The organism is Faecalibacterium sp. An58 (assembly GCF_002161515.1).
Lineage (GTDB): Bacteria > Bacillota > Clostridia > Oscillospirales > Ruminococcaceae > Faecalibacterium > Faecalibacterium avium.
Window position 1 is genome coordinate 1 of record NZ_NFHX01000030.1, and the last position, 21,732, is coordinate 21,732.

21 protein-coding genes and 1 pseudogene are annotated in these 21,732 nt (G+C 60.6%); 3 read left to right on the forward strand and 19 right to left on the reverse strand.

Features of this window, described 5'->3' with window-relative positions:
- The 3 genes and pseudogenes from B5G12_RS12290 to B5G12_RS12305 all read left to right on the forward strand — a co-directional run.
- Window positions 1–1,062: relaxase/mobilization nuclease domain-containing protein (locus tag B5G12_RS12290; protein ID WP_144064148.1), on the forward strand; the 1,062-nt coding region annotated here is incomplete at its 5' end.
- A 420-nt stretch (window positions 1,063–1,482) separates the two neighbouring features.
- Window positions 1,483–2,019, forward strand: a pseudogene (locus B5G12_RS14990) (IS110 family transposase).
- A 244-nt stretch (window positions 2,020–2,263) separates the two neighbouring features.
- A complete protein-coding gene (locus B5G12_RS12305; protein WP_158099721.1) occupies window positions 2,264–2,731 on the forward strand; it encodes a transposase in 468 nt (155 codons plus the stop codon).
- A 456-nt stretch (window positions 2,732–3,187) separates the two neighbouring features.
- On the opposite strand, the gene B5G12_RS12310 is transcribed toward B5G12_RS12305, so the two are convergent.
- The 19 genes from B5G12_RS12310 to B5G12_RS12400 form a co-directional block, all read right to left on the reverse strand.
- A complete protein-coding gene (locus B5G12_RS12310; protein ID WP_087325125.1) occupies window positions 3,188–4,042 on the reverse strand; it encodes an aldo/keto reductase in 855 nt (284 codons plus the stop codon).
- A gap of 17 nt (window positions 4,043–4,059) precedes the next feature.
- On the reverse strand, window positions 4,060–4,467 hold the full coding sequence (locus B5G12_RS14995) for a cupin domain-containing protein (protein ID WP_087325126.1): 408 nt from the start codon (window positions 4,465–4,467) through the stop codon (window positions 4,060–4,062).
- Window positions 4,454–5,191, reverse strand: coding sequence for a carboxymuconolactone decarboxylase family protein (locus B5G12_RS12320; RefSeq protein WP_087325128.1), 738 nt, complete (start codon window positions 5,189–5,191; stop codon window positions 4,454–4,456). The genes B5G12_RS14995 and B5G12_RS12320 overlap by 14 nt, the downstream gene beginning before the upstream one ends.
- Before the next feature lie 15 nt (window positions 5,192–5,206).
- A complete protein-coding gene (locus tag B5G12_RS12325) occupies window positions 5,207–5,914 on the reverse strand; it encodes a RibD family protein (protein ID WP_087325130.1) in 708 nt (235 codons plus the stop codon).
- Window positions 5,915–5,934: 20 nt separating this feature from the next.
- Complete coding sequence (locus B5G12_RS12330; RefSeq protein ID WP_087325132.1) at window positions 5,935–7,089, reverse strand: alpha/beta hydrolase; 1,155 nt, start codon at window positions 7,087–7,089, stop codon at window positions 5,935–5,937.
- Between the two features lie 240 nt (window positions 7,090–7,329).
- Window positions 7,330–8,040 carry a RibD family protein gene (locus B5G12_RS12335; RefSeq protein ID WP_087325134.1) on the reverse strand — a complete coding sequence of 237 codons (711 nt, stop codon included), beginning with the start codon at window positions 8,038–8,040 and terminating at the stop codon, window positions 7,330–7,332.
- Window positions 8,041–8,065: 25 nt separating this feature from the next.
- On the reverse strand, window positions 8,066–8,803 hold the full coding sequence (locus B5G12_RS12340; RefSeq protein WP_087325136.1) for an SDR family oxidoreductase: 738 nt from the start codon (window positions 8,801–8,803) through the stop codon (window positions 8,066–8,068).
- 93 nt (window positions 8,804–8,896) lie between these two features.
- A complete protein-coding gene (locus B5G12_RS12345) occupies window positions 8,897–9,454 on the reverse strand; it encodes a flavin reductase family protein (RefSeq protein WP_087325138.1) in 558 nt (185 codons plus the stop codon).
- Window positions 9,455–9,536: 82 nt separating this feature from the next.
- Window positions 9,537–10,382, reverse strand: coding sequence for an aldo/keto reductase (locus B5G12_RS12350; RefSeq protein WP_087325140.1), 846 nt, complete (start codon window positions 10,380–10,382; stop codon window positions 9,537–9,539).
- A 34-nt stretch (window positions 10,383–10,416) separates the two neighbouring features.
- The gene (locus tag B5G12_RS12355; protein WP_087325142.1) at window positions 10,417–11,424 is read right to left on the reverse strand and encodes an aldo/keto reductase; all 1,008 of its coding nucleotides are present in this window, start codon (window positions 11,422–11,424) and stop codon (window positions 10,417–10,419) included.
- Between the two features lie 102 nt (window positions 11,425–11,526).
- A complete protein-coding gene (locus B5G12_RS12360; RefSeq protein ID WP_087325144.1) occupies window positions 11,527–12,876 on the reverse strand; it encodes an MATE family efflux transporter in 1,350 nt (449 codons plus the stop codon).
- A gap of 78 nt (window positions 12,877–12,954) precedes the next feature.
- A complete protein-coding gene (locus tag B5G12_RS12365; RefSeq protein ID WP_087325146.1) occupies window positions 12,955–13,545 on the reverse strand; it encodes a flavodoxin in 591 nt (196 codons plus the stop codon).
- Between the two features lie 127 nt (window positions 13,546–13,672).
- Window positions 13,673–14,557, reverse strand: coding sequence for a prolyl oligopeptidase family serine peptidase (locus B5G12_RS12370; protein WP_087325148.1), 885 nt, complete (start codon window positions 14,555–14,557; stop codon window positions 13,673–13,675).
- A 124-nt stretch (window positions 14,558–14,681) separates the two neighbouring features.
- Entirely contained in the window at window positions 14,682–15,413 is a 732-nt protein-coding gene (locus tag B5G12_RS12375) for a flavodoxin (protein ID WP_087325150.1), read from the reverse strand.
- Between the two features lie 27 nt (window positions 15,414–15,440).
- Window positions 15,441–16,607: an iron-containing alcohol dehydrogenase gene (locus tag B5G12_RS12380; protein ID WP_087325152.1), complete on the reverse strand. Its 1,167-nt coding sequence runs from the start codon at window positions 16,605–16,607 to the stop codon at window positions 15,441–15,443.
- A gap of 44 nt (window positions 16,608–16,651) precedes the next feature.
- Window positions 16,652–17,662 carry an alpha/beta hydrolase gene (locus tag B5G12_RS12385; protein ID WP_343286640.1) on the reverse strand — a complete coding sequence of 337 codons (1,011 nt, stop codon included), beginning with the start codon at window positions 17,660–17,662 and terminating at the stop codon, window positions 16,652–16,654.
- Window positions 17,663–17,672: 10 nt separating this feature from the next.
- Window positions 17,673–19,115, reverse strand: a complete 1,443-nt coding sequence (locus B5G12_RS12390; RefSeq protein ID WP_087325154.1) for a glycoside hydrolase family 1 protein — start codon at window positions 19,113–19,115, stop codon at window positions 17,673–17,675.
- Window positions 19,116–19,224: 109 nt separating this feature from the next.
- The gene (locus B5G12_RS12395) at window positions 19,225–20,130 is read right to left on the reverse strand and encodes a LysR family transcriptional regulator (protein ID WP_087325156.1); all 906 of its coding nucleotides are present in this window, start codon (window positions 20,128–20,130) and stop codon (window positions 19,225–19,227) included.
- A gap of 144 nt (window positions 20,131–20,274) precedes the next feature.
- Entirely contained in the window at window positions 20,275–21,684 is a 1,410-nt protein-coding gene (locus B5G12_RS12400; RefSeq protein WP_087325158.1) for a PTS transporter subunit EIIC, read from the reverse strand.
- Between the last annotated feature and the right edge of the window lie 48 nt (window positions 21,685–21,732).

Consider the following 21,732-nt stretch of genomic DNA (forward strand, 5'->3'; position numbering starts at 1 on the left):
GACAAGGCGCACGTCCATAACCATATTATTTGGAATGCGGTCAATCTGGACTGCGACCGCAAGTTCCGCAATTTTCTGGGCAGCACCCGGGCAGTGCGGCGGCTGAGCGATACCATCTGTGTCGAGAACGGCTATTCCATCGTGGAGAACCCCAAGCCCCACGGCAAGAGCTACAACAAGTGGCTGGGCGATGCCGCCAAGCCCTCTCACCGGGAAACGCTGCACCTTGCCATCGACCGGGCGCTGGAGCAAAAGCCAGCTGACCTGGACACCCTGCTGACAGAACTGGAAAAGTCCGGCTGCATCGTGGAACGCCGGGGCAAGCACATCACGCTTTGCGCGCCTGGCTGGAAAAAGCCGGTCCGGCTGTGCAGCCTGGGTGAGGGCTACACACAGGAGGATTTGATCGCCGTTCTGGCCGGGACCAGAGAGCACATACCGCGCAAAGCATCGGCTGTCGCTGCTCCCGAAGCGCCCAAGGTCAACCTGCTGGTGGACATTCAGGCCAAACTCCAGGCGGGCAAGGGCAAAGGCTATGAACGCTGGGCTAAGGTGTTCAACCTCAAACAGATGGCCCAGACCATGACCTATCTTTCAGAGCATGACTTGCTGGACTACGCCGCGCTTGCGGCAAAGACTGCGGCAGCAGCTGAAAAATACAATAACCTGCAAACGCAGATCAAAACAGCGGAAAAGCGGATGGAGGAGATCGGCACCCTGCGGACGCATATCATCCAGTACGCCAAGACCCGCGACACCTATGTGGCTTACCGCAAGGCGGGATACAGCAAAAAGTTTCTGGAAGCTCACCGGGAGGAGATCGCCCTGCACAAAGCGGCTAAAGATGCCTTTGACAAGCTGGGCCTGAAGAAGCTGCCCAAGGTGAAGGACCTGAACGCTGCATATGCGGAGATACTGAGCCAGAAGAAAAAATTGTACCCAGAATACCGCCGCGCCCGGGATGAAATGCGGGAGCTTTTGACCGTCAAGGCCAACGTGGACCGGGTACTGAACATGGAAGCGCCCGAAGCCGGGCGTGAAAAAGACCACAGCCCGCGGTGAGTGGACTGTGGTCATGATTTTATAAAGCGTTCGCAGAACGCGCAGCCGCAGAAGGGACTTCTGCGTTCAAATGGGGTTTGGGGCGTGCACCAACAAGCATCCTCTGGCTAAATGGATAGCCAGAGGAATTGCTTGCTGGTATACTGTTACCGATGAAATAAAAAACATTTCATCAAGGACGGTGTACGGTTGTGCCGGTTCTAAAAACATTGTAACATAGAACTATCATGCGGGGCTGAAAGTGGCAAAATTGCTTGCTAGGTTTCCGATTTGGAAGTTACCAACAGTGTAGACCGTCCGTTCGCTTCGTGAAAGAATCAATGTTTTGGTTGGTTGGGCCGGCACAGCCGCTACCCGTATCAAAAACGCGCCTGTTGCTTTTGCGAAGAAGCGAAACTGTCCCAGGAAGGAGCGAGATATATGAATTTTGGACCTGTAGCAGGAATCGATGTCAGCAAATCTTTTAGCGATATGTGCATTCTGTCACCAGATAATCAGATTTTCGCACAAACAAAGATTTATCACGATAGTACATCTATGAAGCATGCCGAAGCCTTGCTCAAGAAGGCTGCGGATGCCTTTGGCAGCCGTCCGGCTGTTGTTATGGAGGCTACGTCACATTACCACTTGAGTCTGTTTCAGTTTTTCTCAGATTGTGGATATGACGTACTTGTGGTTAACCCTCTCCAGAGCAGTTCCATGAAGGATTTTTCGATATGAAAGAGAAAGACGGACAAGGTAGATGCATTTAAGCTGGCTATGCTGTACCGTACCAAAACCTTGCGTCCATCGCAGATCCCGCAATCTGCGGTTCGCGCATTGCGTTTGCTTTGCCGGGAACGAGTAGAACTTCTGAATGACGTGACCCGGTATAAAAACCGTCTCACAGCCTTCTTAGACCAGATCTTTCCCGGATATGGTAAGGTCTTCTCAGATGTGGGCGGCATTACGTCGTGAGCCGTTTTGGAACACTTTCCAACTCCAGCCATCCTGCTGGCTGCAGATGAGTATGAGCTTGTGGAAGTAATCGCCACTGCCAGCAGAGCAGGATACAAATTTGCCAAAAAGAAAGCGGAAGCGCTTATAAAGGCTGCAGAAGCAGCAAAAGTCCTAGATATTCACTCTTGTGCGGATGAGAGTATGATCTTGTCTGTTATCTGTTATTCCAACCCTGAACACATTGTCAGACAGTGTGGCATACTTGGAACAGTCGATTGGGAATTTGTTGGCGCAAGTAAAAACTATTCGCAAAAACGTAGAATTGCTGCAAACGATTCCAGGCGTTGGACCACATTCTGCTTCGCTTATTATGGCAGAAATCGGCGATGTTCGTCGTTTTAAAAATAAAAAGGCTCTGGTGGCATTTGCGGGTGTAGATGCGCCACCTTTCCAGTCTGGTACATTCGAGTCAAAGTCGCGTCACGTTTCCAAACGCGGCTCTCCACATCCGCGGCGAACACTCTTCATTATTTCGAGCGTGATCTTACAGCTGTCTCATGAAGATAATCCTGTATTTTGTTTCATGGATAAAAAACGATCTGAAGGAAAGCATTTCTATGTCTATATAGTCGCTGGAGCCGCCAAGTTCTTGCGTATTTATTATGCAACAGTGACTGCTTATTTCAAAACCTCAAAATATATAAATTCTTTGTCCGCAATAGCTGGATAGCTATATTTCAAGATTCCTGAGCTTTTGTCCGAAATAGTTTATATGGACATAGCCATCGCTGTAAGCGACCTGGCCTTGATGGGCGGCTGGCCGGACGGTACACTGCGTGTGCGACGGTCAGAGCAGGTAAAGCTATATTTCTGAGTTCTGTCGCTGCAAGATGACCACCGCGCGGACAGCCGCCTGTCAAGGCTGGCGGACGGTACGATAAAAGCACAAACAGGCTGACCACGAGAATGGCCGGCCTATTTGCGTTACCTTGATTATGACTCTATTGGGCAAATGCCAGGAGAAACCTGAAATTTGCTGCATTGCAGAAAATTAGGACTTGACACTTATTGGCAGGTTTGTAGCAGCAGATAACAATGAACCGGAAGCTATCTTAACCACGCTGCAGAAATGGCAGGAGCACAGCCGCCCCTGCCATTTCCTCCTCTATATAAACCCTCTATGAAATCAGACAATCCGCGTCTTGCCCATATTGGTCAGCATCTCCACCGTGGCAGGGTCGTAGTGGTTGAAGAAAAGGCTCTGCCCCTCGTCCAGCGCACGAATCGCATCTATGTCCTCCTCGGTGAGTGTGAAATTGAAGATGTCCAGATTCTGCGCCATCCGGTCCTTGTGGGTGGATTTGGGAATGACTACCACGTCGCTCTGGATCAGAAAGCGCAGCGCGACCTGTGCGGCGCTCTTGGCGTATTTCTCCCCGATGCCTACCAGAACGGGATTGGTGAAGCAGTTCTTTTTTCCTTCAGCGAAAGGTCCCCATGCCTCATGTTGGACGCCGTATTTCTTCATGTACTCGTGTGCCGTTTTCTGCTGCTGGTACACATGAGTCTCGACCTGGTTGACTGCCGGCGTCATCTCCGCGAACTGGCACAGGTCGATCAGCCGGTCGGGGTAGAAGTTGGATACCCCGATGGCCCGCAACTTGCCGGCCCGATAGGCTTCCTCCATGGCGCGATATGCGCCGTAATAATCACCGAAGGGCTGATGGATCAGCATGAGGTCGATATAATCCGTCTGCAGATTGCGCAGGGACTTGTCGATGCTGGCCCTGGCCTTCTCGTAGCTGGCGTTGGACATCCAGATCTTGGTGGTCAGGAACACTTCATCCCGCGCAAGGCCGCTCTTATGCAGGGCGCTGCCCACCGCCGCCTCGTTGCCGTAGGATTGTGCGGTATCAATGGCCCGATACCCCACATCCAGCGCATCAAGAACGCAGCGTTCGCACTCCTCGCCCGCCACCTGAAAGACGCCATAGCCAACTTTGGGCATCTTGACGCCGTTGTTCAAGGATACATATTCCATAAAGCGCAACCTCCCGCTCATTTCAGTTTGTTGTAATCGTCAGCGACCGGCTCCAGCCACTCGCAGCCGCCCTGCGCTGCAGGGACCGAAATGGCAAGATGAGAGAACCAGCTGCCCGGGGCGGCCCCGTGCCAGTGCTTGACCTCCGGCGGGATGTTCACCACATCACCGGGATGCAGCTCCCGGGCAGGCTTGCCCCACTCCTGATAATAGCCGCGCCCTGCCGTGCACAGCAGGATCTGGCCGCCGCCATGATGGATATGCCAGTTGTTCCGGCAGCCCGGCTCAAAGGTCACATTGGCAATGGGAATAGGCTGCGCCACCAGCGGCGACAGGTAGCTCCTGCCGGTGAAATACTGTGCAAAGCCGGTGTTTTCTGCCCCAATGGAAAAAACATCCTCCAGTTGAAATTCACTTTTTGTCATGTTCTTCCTCCTTACAAACTTCATTCACGACCCGCAGGGCGTTCAGCGTGCGCGGGTAGCCGATGTAGGGCATACATTGGGAGATGACATTGATTAGAAATTGTTTGTTGTTGCCCACATGCAGGTTGCCCGCCGTGTGGCCTGCAAGCTGCGGCTCGCAGCCGCCCTGGGCGGCGATAAAACAGAAGGTGATCATCTCACGCTGCCGATTGTCAAGGCCGATGCGTGTATAGTAGTCGCCAAAGCAGTTGCCCGCCAGCCAGCGGTTGATGTGGCGGCTCTCCTCAGGGCCGCGGGACGCCGCACCGCGGTAACTTTCGCCAAACAGCTCCACCTGTTTGTCCTCCCCCTTCTGGACCCGGTCCTCCGGCGTGGTGGTGGACTGACCGGGCAGCGGCAGGCGGACGCCGCGGGCCATCAGCACTTCATTGACGATGTTCAAAAAGGGATAACTGCGTCCGATGCCGAGATAAGCCGTGGCCTGATAAACGATCTCCTTGACTTCTACCGGGGTGACGCCGGCATCCAACGCCTGCGGGAGCAGTTTCCGGAACAGTTCCCTGCCCTGGCATCCCAGCAGTACAGCTAGGATGGCCATATACCGGGTGCGCTCATCCAATTCCTTGCCCGGTTCGCCGGTCACTTCCTCCCCGGCAAAGCGGGAGAAAAAAACCGCGAATTCCGGGTCGGTGGTTTCCAGCATTTTGAGATAGGCTTGCTCCATTTTGCGGTTCCTCCTTTACAAATCAACCGGTCTCTCATACCGCAGCCAGAGCGCGCCGCCGTCCAGAGGCTTTGCCTCGAGCAGGCGGAAGGCGGCGGGGGCGGACGTCTGCTCAAAGAGGGCCACGTCTGCCGCGCAGGCATCGGCCACTGGGGCCACCACCAGGCTCAGCTCGTCCAGAAGGCCCGCCGCCAGAAAGGCGCCGTTAGTCACGCCGCCTCCGGCCACCATCATCCGGCCGATGCCAAAGAGCCGGCGCAGCTTTTGCAGCAGCAGGGCGCAGTCGATCCGGTCTGCCCCCGCGGTCAGGTAGGACACCCCCTGCCCGCGCAGATAGGCCCGGCAGGCCGGGTCGGCGCGCTCGGTCAGAACCTCGATGATATGTGCGTCGGGGCGGCCCCGGCGGGCCACGCTCCCGGCACGGAAGCCCAGCGTCCCTTCGGGGTCGAGGGAGACGATGAAGCGTCCGGTTGCCCTGCCCGCCTCATCCACCCAATCGGGCAGCTGCGGCTCCCGGCAGGGCGGCAGCTTGGGGGCCGGGCCGTCGGCGTAGAGTTCCCGCATGGTGGTGGCTCCGTAGACCGTGGCCTGGCAGTTGTGGAAACTGCGCAGCTCCCCATAGGCCCCCAGAGCGGGGGCGGTCTCGGGCGCGCCGAAGAAGGCCCCGTCGATCTTCCCATCGAGGGAGATCAGGATATGGCAGACGACAAAGGGCCGGTCCATGCTGCATCCCTCCTTTGCGCTCACTGTACGTTCGCCCGGATCCAGTTTTCGATGTGATCGGCGATGACGTCGTTGTTCAGGTCCTGGAACATGAAGTGGTCGTTGCCGGTGATCCCTTCGTCGGGCAGATGGACCACCGTGCTGGTGCAGCCGACGGCGGTGTAGGCCTCGGTGAAGGTGTCGGCGGTGGAAGCCATCATCGACCACATGGCCGCAGCGGGCACGTCGGCGTATTCGGCGCCGATGTAGTCGCCGTAGTAGAAGGCCACCGGGATGTTCTGCGCGGCCATCGCGTTGTAGGCCTCGCTGCCCACCTGGGGCGCGCCGCCCGGCTCGATGGCGACGATGGCGGCCACATGGTCGGTGTAGCGGGGCACCTCCCAGCCGGGGAGGCCGCCCTGGGAGTGGGTGACGAGGATGGAGTCCATGCCGGTGCGGGCGTAGACCTCGTCAATGGCGGCGGCCACGGCCTGGGCCACCACCGTGTTGTCGATGTTCTGGTCGCCGTGAGTCGAGTCCATGCCGGTGTCAGGGGTCATCTGGCGGAAGAACTGGTCCAGCGTTTCCTCCCCGCGGGGGAACTGCGACCCTTCGTTGTAGGTGAACTGATCGTCCCGATAGGTGCCGATGCGGAACTGGGTGTACCAGGTCTGGTCGGACGGCTCGGTCGAGATGGTGCCGGCCACCGAGGTCTGGCCTGCCTCGCCGCGGCGAGGCTGATCGATCAGCCAGACGCTGTGGCCCTTGCGCAGGAACATATCCGACCAGCCTTCCCGCCCATCGGGGGTGGTCATCCAGCCCATCCGGGACTGGCCGTACCCGTGCAGAAAGACCATCGGCAGTTTGGTGTCGTTTTCGGGGATCTGATAGAGGACGTTGGCGTGGTCCACATGGGAGGTCGAGCCTTCCCGCGAGGTGTAGTAACTGCTCACGTCAAAAGTGCCGTCCGAGCGGATGACGGTGCCGCCCGCCGAGAAAATGCCCTGTTCGGCGATGCGCAGGGGCACGTTTTCGGGGTCGATCAGGTCCCGCAGGGGGGCGGGCAGGAGGTCCAGGATGCCGTTTTCGGCGGGGGCGGACTCGGATGCCGCAAAGGCGGTGAGCGGCGCTGCCACGGTGGACAGAGCCAGGACGGCGGCCGCTGTCAGGGCGGCGGCCCGATGCTGCAGTTTCATAGGCTTGCTCCTTTTCTCAGAGGGGTGAATGTCGGTTTATATAGGGCCTGCGCCCTTTTTCTGCCTTTATTGTAGCGCGGCCGGGCCCCGGGCAGAAGTCTCGATTGGTTATGCAGTGATAAGCCGGAGGTTTCCACTGAAAGGGGGCAGAGACGCCAACAGGCCCGCGGCAAAACGCCGCGGGCCCGCGCAAAGAAGGAAGATGGAAATGATGAAGATGAAGATGAAGAGGATGTCGTTTCAGGTCAGGGCGGCGTAGCGCAGCCAGAGCGCGCCGCCGTCCAGGGGTTTGGCCTCTGCCAGGCGGAAGGCGACGGGCCCGCCGCCGGGCAGGAAAGGCGCCTGATCGAACACGGAAGCGGCCGCGGCGCTGCCGTCGGCCACCGGCGCGACGACCAGGCTGATCTCATGGAGCAGCCCTGCCTGCAAAAAGGCCCAGTTGGTCACCCCGCCGCCGGCCACCATTAGGCGGGTGACCCCCAGCAGGCGGCAGAGCTTGTTTGCCAGCAGGGCGCAGTCCAGCTGCTGCTCCCCGGCGATCAGATAGGAGACGCCCTTCTGCCGCAGGTAGGCCGGATAGGCCGGGCTGGCCTGCCGGGTCAGGGCCTCCACCACATGGGCGTCGGGCCGCCCTGCCCGCCGGATGACCGGCCCCGAAAAGTTCAGCTCCCCTTTGGGGTCCATCGAGACGATGAAGCGGTTCACCCCTTTGCCTTCGGGGTTGATCCAGTCGGTGAAGGCGGGCGGATCCGGGCAGGGGGGCAGGGAGGGGATGGGGCCGCAGGCGTAGCCCTCCAGCATGGTGGTCAGGCCGTAGACGGTGGCCTGACACTGATAGTGGTTCCGGAGATCGGCATAAGCCGCCAGGGCGGGGGCTGTTTCGGGCACCCCAAAAAAGGCCCCGTCGATCTTTCCGTCCAGAGATGTGAGCATATGGCAGACGGTGAACATTTCTTTTCTCCTTATATGAAGGGGCTCAGCTCTCCCGGGTGGGGCGGACGGCCAGGTCGGACACGTCTACATCATCCGGCTGGGAGAGAGCGTATGCCACCGCATGGGCAATGACCTGCGGCGGCAGGCCCACGTTTTTGTAAAATTCCTCCACCATGTCTTTGGTTTTGGAAGGGGCGATGGTGTGCAGGAGCTCGGTCTGGATCGCGCCGGGATAGATGGAGGTGGTGCGGATGTTGACGCCCTCCGCTACGGCTTCTGACCGGAAAGAATCCAGCATGGCCCGCACAAAGTGCTTGGTCCCGCAGTAGACGGCGTTGCCAGGCACGGACCGGGTGCCGGCAATGGAGGAGGTGACCAGGATATGCCCCTGCTTCTGCTCCAGAAAGAGGGGCAGCACCGCGGCCATGGCGTACAGGACGCCTTTGATGTTGATGTCCACCATCTGCATCCAGTCATCCACCTTCAGCTGGGACATATTGCTGCCAGGCATGACCCCGGCGTTGGCGAACAGGGCGTCCACCCGGCCAAAGCGCTCTTTGGCCAGGGCTGCCAGCGCCTGCATAGAGGCCGGGTCGGTGACGTCCGATGTGAGATAGGCGGCGCGCTCCCCCAGCTGGGAGGCCAGGGCCGCCAGCCGGTCTTCCCGGCGGGCGCTGAGGACCACCCTGGCTCCCTCCTGTGCCAGCAGGCGGGCAGTGGCCTCCCCGATGCCGGAAGAAGCTCCTGTGATGATTACGACTTTATCTTCGATCCCACGCATATCTTTTGATTCCTTTCGGTGATGGTTTTTACAGGGCGCCCATGCTGCCGTCGGGGACAGGTCGGTGGTGTTCCAGATGTTGGTGCGCCTGTCTCATTTCAGCTTGCCGCCGTCCCAGAAGGCGTTGCCCACCTTCTCGCCCAGGGCGCGGTAGATGTTGTTGGCCGGGTCGAAGGAGATGGGCTGGAACACGTCCGGGTCGATCTGGCCTTCGGCGTTCAGGACGGTGTCGTCCACGCTGACGTTGACGATCTGTCCGATGATGTTGCCGTCCTCGTTCATCTTGAGCAGCTTGCACTCCAGGGCCACCGGCAGTTCGTCGATCAGGGGCGCGTCCACGGTGCTGGCCTTGCTGGTGTGGAAGCCGGCCTTTTTCATCTTGTCCGGTTCGCTGTTGCCCGAGACCATCCCGACATAGTCGGCGGGAACGACGTGGGCCGCGTCGGCAAAGCTGACGGTGAACGCGCCCCGGGCCTTGATGTTCTGGGTGGTACGGTGGCCCTCGCTCAGGCAGAGCACCACCTTGTCGGCGTCATAGAGGCCGCCCCAGGCGGCGTTCATCGCGTCGGCAGTACCGTCGGGGTTGTAGGTGCCGATGATGAGCACCGGCAGGGGGTAAAACCAGGATTTGGATCCAAAATCTGTGCGCATATCGTTTCGTTCCTTTCAAAAAAGGGCACGGCGGAGAAGGGAGTAGCCCGCCGTGTCCGGCGTTTGTTTGTCTGTGTGCGGTTTACTTCTGCGCGTCTACCGGCGGCACCATCTCGGCGTAAGCCTTCAGCATCGAGGGGGTGCAGGTGTAGTAGCGCTTCTGCTTGTCCATTGCAGCAATCTGTGCCATCTCGCCGTCGGTCAGCTCGAAGTCGAACAGGTCGAAGTTAGCCTTGATATGGTCGGGGTTCTTGGAGCCGGGGATGACGATGTTGCCGCTCTGGATGTGCCAGCGCAGGATGATCTGGGCGTTGGACTTGCCGTACTTGCGGCCCAACTCGGTAAAGAGCGGCTCCTCGATCAGCTTGTGGTCGCCGTGGCCCAGCGGATACCAGGCCTGGATGATGATGGCCTGTTCGTCCAGGAACTCCTTCAGCTTTTTTTCCTGGCTGTAAGGGTGGACCTCGGTCTGCAGGATGGCGGGCTTCACCTTGCACTCATCCAGGATCTCCTTGATGAGACTCTTGTCAAAGTTGGACAGGCCGATGGCCCGCACCTTGCCCTCCTGATATGCCTTTTCCATCAGCTTATACCCGGCCTTGTAGTTGCCGGCAGGCTGGTGGATCAGCAGCAGGTCGATATAATCGGTGCCGAGGCGCTGGAGGGTCTTGTCCACCGCGTCGGGCTGCTCGTAGAAGCTGGGCCAGAGCTTGGTCTCGAGAAAGATCTCCTCGCGGGGGACGCGGGACTTCTTGATGGCGCGGCCTACCGCTTTTTCATTCACATAGGCGTTGGCGGTGTCGATTAGACGGTAGCCGCACTGCAGTGCGGACAGGACCGAAGCCTCCGCCTCATCGGGGCTGAGCAGGAAGGTCCCGATGCCGGCCATCGGCATTTTGACGCCGTTGTTCAGAGTTGTATATTCCATAAGTCATGCTCCTTTCATGCGGTTCATCAAGATTTTATTGCTTTGCTTTTGCTATCGGTGTCCCGCCAAAGACGGCGGACATCTCCATCTGATCCAGGGCGTCGTCCAGCGCCTGCACCTCCTGCGCGGTCAGGCGGATACCGGCTGCGCCGGCGTTTTCGGCCATCCGTTCCGGCTTGCGGGTGCCGGGGATGGGGACGATCCAGGGCTTTTTGCAGAGCATCCATGCCATACTGATCTGGGCGGGGGTTGCCTTCTTTTGGGCGGCCATATCGTTCAGCAGGCTCAGCAGGGCGGCATTCTGCTCCACCGCTGCATCGGTGAACTGCGGCATGGCGGCGCGGTAATCGGTCCTGGGGTCGAAGTGCTGGCCCTTGCCGTATCTGCCGGTGAGGAAGCCGTTGGCCATCGGGGAGAAGGCCACCAGCCCCACCCCCAGTTCTTCCAGCACCGGGAAGAGACTCTCGTACTGCCGGGCCATCATCGAGTAGCGGTTTTCGACCGTCGTCACCGGGCAGACGGCGTTGGCCCGGCGCAGATAATCCTCGTTTGCTTCCGAGATGCCCCAGTGGGTGATCTTACCCTCCCGGATGAGGCCGGCCATAACGCCGGCCACCTCTTCCGGCTCGACGGCCGGGTCGATGCGGTGCTGGAAATACAGGTCGATGTGGTCGGTGCCGAGCCGCTTGAGCGACCCTTCCACCGAGTGTCGAATGGTCTCGGGGCGGGAGTCGGGGATGAGGGGCACCGGCACCTTGCCGCTGGCAAAGTCGAACCGCAGGCCAAATTTGCTGGCGATCACCACCTTGTCCCGTATCGGGGCCAGCGCCTCGCCCACCAGGCGCTCATTGACGTGGGGGTCCTCCGGGGTGCCGTAGACCTCGGCGGTATCGAAGAAGGTGTAGCCCATCTCCGCCGCCTGCCGGATCAGCCGGACGGCTTCGTCCCTTTCGGTGGGCGCGCCGTATGCGTGGGAAAAGCCCATGCACCCCAGCCCCACGGCCGAGACGGCCAAATCTTTGCCCAAAATGCGTGTATCCATGTTCTTTCTCCTGTACAAATGGTGTTTTTTCGTCTAATCTTATTGTAGCATTTCTGCGGGGAAACAGAAGTCTCGGTTGGTTATGCAGTCGTAACCTTCGAGTTATGCCCTGAGGGAACGGAAGGTGCGAAAGTACATCCCCAGCGACACCGGCAGCATGATGATCTCCACCACCAGCTGGGTCCAGATCATGCCGTACAGCCCCACCGTCAGGTCCATCAGGATGAGCAGCGGGATGTTCAGAAGGCCCTGCCGGCAGGAGGTCAGGATGGCCGACTGCACCCCTTTGCCCATTGCCTGCAGGGTGTAGCTGATGAGGAAGTTGACGCTGGTCAGCGGGACGGCCAGGCAGGCGATCCGCAGAAAAGCCGCGCCGAGGGTGCTGGTCTCGGCTTCGGGGATGAACAGGCGCAGGATCTGCGGCGCGAACGCTGCGAAGCAGGCCACAAAGCAGGCGGACATCACCAGCGCCGCCGCCCAGGAGAAGGTGGAGGCCCGGCGCATCCGATCGTACTTTTTGGCTGCGTAGGTGTAGCCGACCAGGGGCATAAATCCCTGGCAAAGCCCCATCGAGACGTTCAGAGGGAACTGGTCGATCCGTTTGACGATGCCGTAGGCGGCTACCGGGATGTCGCCATAGCCGGACGCCAGATGGACCATGACCATGTTGGAGGCGTTGCCCAGAGCTGTCGCCAGCGCAGAGGCCAGCCCGACCGAAAAGATGGAGCGGACGAAACGGAAGGTGAAAAAGTGCAGATCCAGCGAGACGGCGGTCTGTCCCTTCAGCCGGGCGTATTCCACCACGAAAAAGACCACCGACGCGGTATTGGACAGAGCGGTGGCCATGGCCGCACCGGCCACGTTCAAGCGAAACACGAAGATGAACACAGGATCGAGTATCACGTTGAGGATACCGCCAAACATCATACCGGCGCTGGCCTGCCGGGCGTGCCCTTCGCTGCGCAGCAGATGTCCCAGCGCCAGGCTGACCATGGTGGGTACGCCGCCCAGAGTCACCACCCACAGGAGATACGATTCGGCATAACCATAGGTGTCTGCACTGGCCCCGAAGAAGGCCAATAGGGGCCGCCGCGCCAGCCAGGAGACAAGCGAAAAGACCAGCGTCGCCGCCGCGCCGCCCCAGATGCTGAACACCGACACATATTTGACGTCTTTGTGGTCCTGCGCACCCAACATCCGGGAGATCAAGCTGCTGCCGCCCAGCCCGAACAGGTTACCCAGGGCGGTGAGCAGGTTGAACCAGGGGGACACCAGCGAGACGGCTGCCACCATCAGCGGGTCGCTGATCTGTCCGACAAAAAAGGTGTCGGCAAGGTTGTAGATCATGGTCACTACCTGGCTGATGATGGTGGGGACTGCCAGGGTAGCGATGGCCTGTGGGACTGGCATCTCCTCAAAGAGATACCGTTCCTGTTCTGTTTGTGCCTGCATGAAATGCGCCTTCTTTGCTGTCTTTCTGCAAAAGGCGGGCCAGCCCCGCTCTATGCCGGACGGCCCGCCGCCTGATCGTTACAGTCCCATCCCGTTCAGCCAGCTGCGCACGTCGCTCTCGCTGACACCGGAGGAGAAGCGCCGGCCCTGCCGCCAGTCGCCGGTGCCGGCCATCTCGGCCAGCAGCGTACCGCTCTCGCCCAGGGGTGAGCTGGAAGAAGTGCAGAAGGGGATCACCGTCTTGCCGGTGAAGTCGTTGCCGGTCACAAAGCCGTCCACCGGCCATGCGGCCTCATACCACCAGATGGGGTAGCCAATGAATACGGTGTCGTAGCTGTCCCAGTTCACGGAAGTGGTCTGGGTCAGCGCCACCGTCACAGTGCCGCCGCTTTCGATGGTGTTGTGCTCGGCGGAGACACGGCTTTGGTTGTTGTTCCAGTTGAGGTCGTCGGCGGTGTAGGGGTCGGCGGGGGTGATCACAAACAGGTCGCCGTCGGTCAGCTCGGCGATGTAGCTCGCGGCCCGCTCGGTGTTGCCGGTGGCCGAGAAATAGGCCACCAGGATGTTGGCGTCCGCCCCGACCGAGGGGGCGCGCCCGGCACTGCAGGCGGCAGATGCGCCGGTCAGCGCCAGGACGGCGGAGAGCTTGATGAATTCACGTCTGGTCATAAAGATGATCTCCTTTCTTGTGCCTTTTGCGGCTTGTAAACCCTCTATGGCCCTATTGTAACATTTCTGCGGGAAAGCAGAAGTCTCGATTGGTTATGCAGTGATAACCTTTAGCTTATCACTCGCGTCAGTGGCTGAACAGCCAGCCCATCACATCGGCGTCGTGGGCGAAGGCCTGGCCGCCGGCGTGCTGGTCGGAAAAGCCGTGGGCCTCGAAGTAGTTCTGCCCCCGCACGTCCAGCACCAGCAGCGCGCCGATTTCCTCTTCCGACAGGCCCTGCCCGGCGTAGAGATCGTGCAGGTCCTGATAGGCCTGCCGGAGGGACGCCGGGCCGTAGTAGCTGTCCCGGTCGCCGATGGCGAGGTAGAGCGGGGTGCGGGCGGCGGCCAGGGTCTCAAGGTCGCCGTCCCACTGGGTGCTGGTCAAAAGGCAGGCGGCGTAGAGTTCGGGGCGCATCCCCATCACCAGGGAGGCCGTCTCGCCCCCGCCCGACATCCCGTGCAGGTAGACTCGGGCGGGGTCGATGTTGTAGTGTGCGAGGAAATATTCGGTCAGGGCGATGGTCTGCTCGGCCGAGGTCTCGCCCCAGTCGTTCAGCTGGGGGGAAAGGACGATCATCCGGTCGTTGTAGCGGGGCGCTTCGATGCCGAAGTCCTCTACCATGTTGGCCCCTACCCCCTGGAAGTACAACCCCTCCCAACCGGGCAGGGTGATGAAAAGGGCGTAGGGCTGGCTGCCGTCGTAGTCTGTGGGGATGTAGCTGCTGTAATGGATATCCCCCTCCTCGCTGTGGAGGACATTGTCGTTGAGGAAGCCCCGCTGCGTCTCGGTGCCGGGGGTGATGTCGGGCGGCAGGGTGTAGTTTTGGGCCTGTGCAGCAAGGGAATTGGGCGGCAGGGCGGAGCCGGCCGCTCCCGGCCCCTCGGCCCCGGCTGCGCACCCGGCCTGGCACAGCGCCAGCGCCGCCGTGGTACAGAGAGCGGCTGCCTTTTGGATGACTTTGTAGTTCATGTCAAATTTCCTCCATACAAACATGGGGCAAGCCCCGCCTGCCCCCAAAAGGAGAGGACAGGGGGCTTGCCCGCTGCAAAGAAAGGAGATGTAAAAAATGAAAAGAAATTGGCAAGGTTTGCTGTTACAGGCCCAGCCCGTCCAGCCACTCCTGCACGTCGCTTTCGCTGACGCCGGAGCTGAAGCGATGGCCTTCCTGCCAGTCGCCGGTGCCGGCCATCTCGGCCAGCAGCGTACCGCTCTCGCCCAGGGGTGAGCTGGAAGAAGTGCAGAAGGGGATCACCGTCTTGCCGGTGAAGTCGTTGCCGGTCACAAAGCCGTCCACCGGCCAGGCCGCCTCGCCCCACCAGATGGGGTAGCCGATGAAGACGGTGTCGTAGCTGTCCCAGTTTTCGGGGGTGACGGCAGTCAGCTCGACCGTCACCGTCTCGCCGGCCACGATGGCGTCATGCTCGGTGGAGACGCGGCTCTCAGGGTCGGTCCAGCGCAGGTCGTCGTTCGAGTAGTCGTCCACCGGGGTCAGCTCAAACAGATCGCCGCCGGTCAGCTCGGCGATGTAGCCCGCGGCCTCCTCGGTGTTGCCGGTGGCCGAGTAGTAGACCACCAGGGTCCCGCCGGCGCTCTCAGTCTCGGGCGCAGCGGCTTCAGACGAAGCGGCGCTGGATGCGGCCGAGGAAGCCGGGGCATTTTCTTCAGATGCCGCCTGTGACGAGACGGCGCTGGATGCCGGTACGGAGGAGGCCGGCTGCGAGGAAGGGGCGGGTGCGCTGGACGCCGCCGAAGCGCTGCTGCCGCAAGCCGCGAGGGCAAGGCTCACCGCAAGGCCGGTGAGCAGGGCCGTGATGCGTTTTTTCATGAGGATGCTCCTTTCGGTTTCTGTTTTTTATTCATAACACTCGTTGAAGATGGCGAGGATCTCTTCGTGTGTCATGGCTCTGTAACTGCCCTGGGAAATGCCGCAGCTGTCGGCGATCTCCTTTAACTGGGCCTTGTCCGCGCCCAGCTCCTTGAGGGTGGTGGGCAGGCCGATCTCCCGGATGAAGGCGGCCAGCGCATCGATGCCGGCCAGGGCCAGCGCCTCGTCGGTCCGGCCGTCCCGGGCGATGCCCCAGACGTTTTCGGCAAACTTCACAAACTTGGGCAGCCCCGCCTGGTAGATATGCCGGTAATAGACCGGGTGGAGGACGGCCAGGCCGCAGCCGTGGTTGCAGTTGGTGTAAGCGCCGAGCTGGTGCTCCATGTTGTGGCACTCAAAATCGCACTTCTTGCCCATCTTGATGACGCGGTTCTCGGCCATGGTGGCGTCCCACATCAGGTTGGAGCGGGCGGTGTAGTCCTCGGGGTCGACGATGGCGGCCCGCAGGTTGCGGATGACGCTGCGCATCAGGGCCTCCATGATGTCGTCCGAGACGTTGTCCTCGTTCGGCTCGCTGAAATAGGTCTCCATGATGTGGCTGAGGATGTCGAAGCTGCCCGACACCATCTGCTTTTTGGGCACGCTGTAGGTGTAGGTGGGGTCCATCAGGGCGAAGCGGGGGTTGAGGGCGGGGTAATCCCGACCGGTCTTGCACTTCTTGGCCTCGTTGGTGATGACCGCGCCGCCGTTGCACTCGCTGCCGGTGCCGGCCACCGTCACCACCACCCCCAGAGGCAGCGGCTCGAAGTCGATGACGCCCGGCCGCGCCCAGAAGTCATCCCAGATGTCGCCGTCGTAGCGGGCGGCCAGGCTGACCGCCTTGCAGCAGTCCATGACGCTGCCGCCGCCCACCGCGAGGATGAGGTCGACGCCGTTTTCCCGGGCGAGCCTTGCCCCCTCCTGGACCTTGGCGTAGGTGGGGTTCGACATGATGCCGCCGAAATCCACCACCGTCTTGCCTGCGTTCCAGAGGATGCCGGCAATCTCGTCGTAGACGCCGTTGCGCCGGACCGACCCGCCGCCGTAGGCCAGCAGGACGGTCTGCGCGTCCCTGGTCAGGCAGGCGAGGTATTCCTTGACACAGCCTTTGCCGAAGTAGACCCTGGTGCTGTTCTGAAAGATAAAGTTGTTCATAAAGATGCTTCCTTTCCGGTTAAAATGTATAGGGTGAGGGAGGCTCACATTTGTGCCTCCCAGAATGCAACGGCTTGATCCAGCCACCCTTCGGCCACCGTGCCGGTCCCAAGGCCGAAGCCGTGAGGCAGGCCGGGATAATGGTGGAACTCGGTGGGGATGCCGAGGGCACTCATGGCCTGCAGCCGGCGCTGCATGGTGCGCCAGCTGGCGATACCGTCGGCCTCCCCCACGCAGGCGAAGGTAGGCGGGTCGGCCTCACTGTACTCGCTGTGACCGGTGTACTGCATCACGATGGCGCCGGGCTGTGGCAGGTCGTCTCCGCCGAAAGCTGTCGGCCCATAAGTCCCCAGCCAGGCAGCCATCCGGCCGCCAGCCGAGCCGCCCCAGAGGGAGTAACAGCTGGTATCCACTTCCAGCGCATCGGCGTGCTCAAAGATGAAACCGATGGCCCGTGCCAGGTCCTCGCAGGCGGTCTGCGCGCCAGGCCGGTAGATAAGGGCAAAAGCGTTGTATCCCCGCCGGGACAGCTCCAATGCGTGGGGGAGGCTGTCCTGCATGGCCCCCACATAGGCGAACCCGCCCCCTGCGTTACAGACGGCAAATCGTGCTCCCGGTTCGCCTTTGAAAAAGAATAGTCCAGTATCGGCCTTGGCGGGGTCAGCCGTCTTTTCCTCGTCGGTGTAAATGTCATAAAAGACCGTCTCGCCGTTGGCTGCCCGCTCATGGAGGGTGTTGACGATCTCCACCGTCTCGGCCGGGTCGATGTGGCTGTACCAGGTCAGTTGAAGCTGCCCCAGCGTGTCCCCGCTCATGTACCATTCGTCCACCGGGAACAGCAGCCGCCCAGAGTCCCCAAACACAGGGTCGCTGGTTACCTCCTCGATGCGGCTGTCCTGTGTAAACGGCCTGCTGACTGTCACCTGTACCGGCTCCTCTCCCATGGGCGCGACCTGGATGCTGGCCGCATCGTATTCGCTGGCGGCGCTAAAAGCTGCCCCGCACCCGGCCAGGCAGCAGGCTGCCAGAACGGCTGCTATCCATCTCCGTTTCATCGGCCGGCCCTCAGCCCAGGTTATCGCCATTCGTTGCGATGACCTGCTTGTACCAGTAGAAAGACTTCTTGCGCAGGCGGGCGAAGTCGCCGGTGCCGTCGTCGTAGCGGCGGACATAGATGAAACCATACCGCTTGGCGTACTCGCCGGTGGACGCCGATACCAGGTCGATGCAGCCCCAGGGGGTATAGCCCATCAGGTCCACACCGTCCTTGACTGCCTCTTTCATCTGTTCGATGTGGCGGCGCAGGTAGTCGATGCGGTAGTCGTCGCGGACAGTGCCGTCGGGCAGCAGTTCATCTTTGGCACCCAGGCCGTTCTCCACTACCATCAGCGGCTTGCCGTACCGGTCGTATAGGTCGTTCAGCGCGTAGCGCAGTCCCTCGGGGTCGATCTGCCAGCCCCAGTCGCTGGCCTTGAGGTAGGGATTGGGTGCGCCGCCGAGGATGTTGCCCTCGCCGCTTTCGGACTTGCCGGCACTCTGGCAGGAGGACATATAGTAGGAAAAGGTAATGAAATCGACGGTGCCCCTGCGCAGGATCTCTGCATCGTCGGGCTGTATCTCCAGCTTGATCCCCAGTTCATCCAGCAGGCGGCGGGCGTAGGCGGGATAGGCGCCGCGGGCCTGTACGTCGGTGCAGTAGTAGTTGTACAGCCGGTTGTACTTCTGATTGGCCAGCACATCGGCGGGCTTGCAGGTCAGCGGGTAGCTGGCCGAATAGATCATCATGCTGCCCACGCGGTAATCAGGGTCGGTCTCGTGGGCCATCTGCACCGCCAGGGCGCTGGCGATGAACTGATGATGCAGTCCCTGGAACCGCTGCTGCGGGATGTCGGGCTGGTGCATGAACTCGGTGGGATGCTCGAGGTCGTTCAAAATGCCTTGGTTGAGCAGCGCGCCCATCGGAGCGACGGCGCTGTTGATCTCGTTGAAGGTCAGCCAATACTTGACCTTACCCTTGTAGCGGGTGAAGATGGCCCGGCAGTAGTTGAGGAAGTAGCCGATCATCTCCCGGCTGACCCAGGCGTTGCACTTTTTGGTCAGGCCAAAGGGGACCTCGTAGTGGCTGATGGTGATGAGGGGTTCGATGCCATACTTGCGGCACTCGTCGATCACTTCGTCGTAGTGACGTAAGCCGCTTTCGTTGGGTTCGGTCTCGTCGCCGTTTGGGAAGATACGGGTCCAGGCGATGGAGAAGCGGTAACACTTGAAGCCCATCTCGGCAAAGAGCTTGATGTCCTCTCGGAAGCGGTCGTAGTGCCGGATGGCCTCATGGCTGGGGTAGAACGCGCCTTCTTCCAATACCGGTGTAATCCGCTTGCTTTGACCGTATCTGCCGCCGGTGCAGATGTCTGCCACCGACATCCCCTTGCCGTCGGCATTCCATGCACCCTCGCACTGGTTGGCGGCGGTTGCTCCGCCCCACAGGAAATTGCTGCGGAAAACGCTCATAGAATCATGCCTCCTTTGGGTGGTCTTGGGGTTCGTTCCTGCCCTTATTATAAAAAAATCGAGACCTCAGCAGAAGTCTCGATTGGTTATGCAGTGTGAACGTTGGGCTTTACAGTGCCGGGATCTCCCGGGCGGTGCTGGCCACCGCCTGCAGAAAGCGGGCCACCAGGGGGGAAGGCTCGGGCGCGTGGAGCAGCCCGTAGGGGATGGTGTAGTCCCAGTCCACCGGCAGAATTTTCAAGAGGGGGTGGACGTACTGCCACCGCGGCACCGCCATCAGGACGCAGTTGTTATTTTCGCACCGGTTAAAGACGTCGGTGTTGTAGAAGTCGAAGTCCACGATCTCGATCTGCGGGTGCTCTTTCCACAATTCGTCTCGCAAAAGGTCCACATAGTGGCTCCAGTTTCGTTTGATGAGCATCAGCTTTTCGCCGTAGAGGTCCCGGACGGTGAGCCGCTCCTTGGCGGCCAGCCGGTGGTAGACCGACACCGCGCAGCAGATCGGCTCGCGGGACAGCTCCAGCCCGGCGCACCTGCGCAGGGCGAGCATGGTCTCGTCGAAAATGCCGGCCACCACGTCGATGTTCTGGCCGAGATTGGCGAGTATTTCCCGTGCGTTTTCGGGGGTGTTTTCGTAAGGGACGAGCTGGAACTTGATGCCCGGGCAAACGGCCTGCAGCCGGGGCCAGAGATCCACCAGCACCTGGGCGGGGGTCATGGGGGAGGTGCCAATACGGATGACGTTCTTGCTCTCCTGCATGGCGTTGCGCGCCCGCGTCACCGAGTCCTTGCAGTACTGGATGATGTATTTCGCGTCCTGCCGCAGGCTCTGCCCGGCGGCCGTCAGCCGCAGCCCCCGGTGGGTGCGGACAAAGAGCTGCAGGCCCAGGCTCTCCTCCAGCAGGTTGATCTGCTTGATGACCGCCGGCGGCGAGATATACAGCCGCTCGGCCGCCTTGTTGAAGCTGCCCGCCTCCGCCACGCAGAGGAAGGTCTCAAGCTGCGGGTTATACATACAAGCTGCCCTCCCTTGTTCGTGTTTACAGAAAATATTGTAAGGATTTTCACAAACGCTGTCAAGAAAAAAGCGCAAAGGCGCAGTACCAGCGTACCGCACCTTTGCGTTCGGAAAATGGATAGATGCAGAGCGTGAACGAACTCATGCCTTTTGGGCTGGTTCGTCACGATAGGTGAAAAGCGTAACGAGGAACGCTGCGACCATGGCCGCCAGGGAGACGATGATGGCGACGACCATGCCGCTGGCGTCGTTGGTTGTGGTGTTCACGAAGGCAGGCCAGGAGAAAACGCCCAGGCCGCCGATGACATACTGCATGACGTGGAACGCGCCCAGCACGCCGCCGGCTACCGCCGAGATGATGCAGCTCACGATGAAGGGGGTCTTCTTGGGCAGGGTGATGCCGTAGATGGCTGGTTCGGTGACGCCCGCAAAGGCGGAGATGCAGGCCGGCGGGCAGAGGCTCTTGAGCTTGGAACTCTTGGTCTTGAACCAGATGGCGGCCACCGTGCCGGTCTGGGTAAAGGTGGTGGCCAGCATACCGGTCAGCAGGAAGGTGCTGCCGCTGGTGGCCACATCGGTGATGGCCAGGGGCACCAGCGCCCAGTGCAGGCCGAACATGACCAGCACCTGCCACAGGCCGCCCACCACGGCGCCCATCAGGATGCCGCTGACATTGTTCAGGAAGGCAAAAAGGGCGCTCAGACCCTGCGCCAGCAGGGAGGCGATGGGTCCGATGATCCACAAAGTCAGGCAGAAGGTGACGGTGCAGGTGATGAGCGGCACGGCGAACAGCTTGATGGCCTCGGGGATGTACTTGGCGTACAGACGCTCAAACCAGGCGGCGAAGGCTACCGCGCAGATGATGGGGATGACGCTGGAGGTATAATCGCCCGACGCCGGCATGATGACCGGGATGCCGAACAGGGTGTCCCGCGCCATAGCGGAGCTGCCCAGCAGGTAAGGATAGAGCATGGCCGCGCCGATGATCATGCCCTCCATCTCGGGCAGTCCGAACTTTTTGGCCGAGGTGTAGGCCAGCAGGATGGGCATGAAGTAGAAAAAGCAGTCGCCCAGAGAGTACAGGATGTTGTAGGTGGAGCCGGCCCCATCCATGACGCCCACCGCCACCAGCAGGGCCAGCACGCCCTTGATGATGCCGCAGGCGGCCAGGCAGCCCAGCCAGGAGGTAAAGACGCTGGTGACGATGCTGACGAACGCACCAATCGGACTCTGTTTGCGGACGGGGGCGTCGCCGTTTGCCGCCGCCGTGCCGTCCTCGTTCACCGCGCCGCCCGGGGCGATGTGGCCCACCGCGCAAACAGCGTCGTAGACCTCGGGCACCTGGTTGCCAATGACCACCATATACTGTCCGCCCGACTGGATGACGGTGACGATGCCGTCGGTGTTCTTCAGCACCTCGGTGTTGGCTTTGCTCTCATCCTTGAGCTTGAAACGAAGCCGTGTGATGCAGTGCGTCAGAGATACGATGTTGTCTTTGCCGCCCACATTCTGGATGATGATGCGGGCCAGGCCGTCGTACTTACTTGCCATGATTCGTCCTTCTTTCTTTTGTTTTGTACAGACACTCCGGCGGCTGAG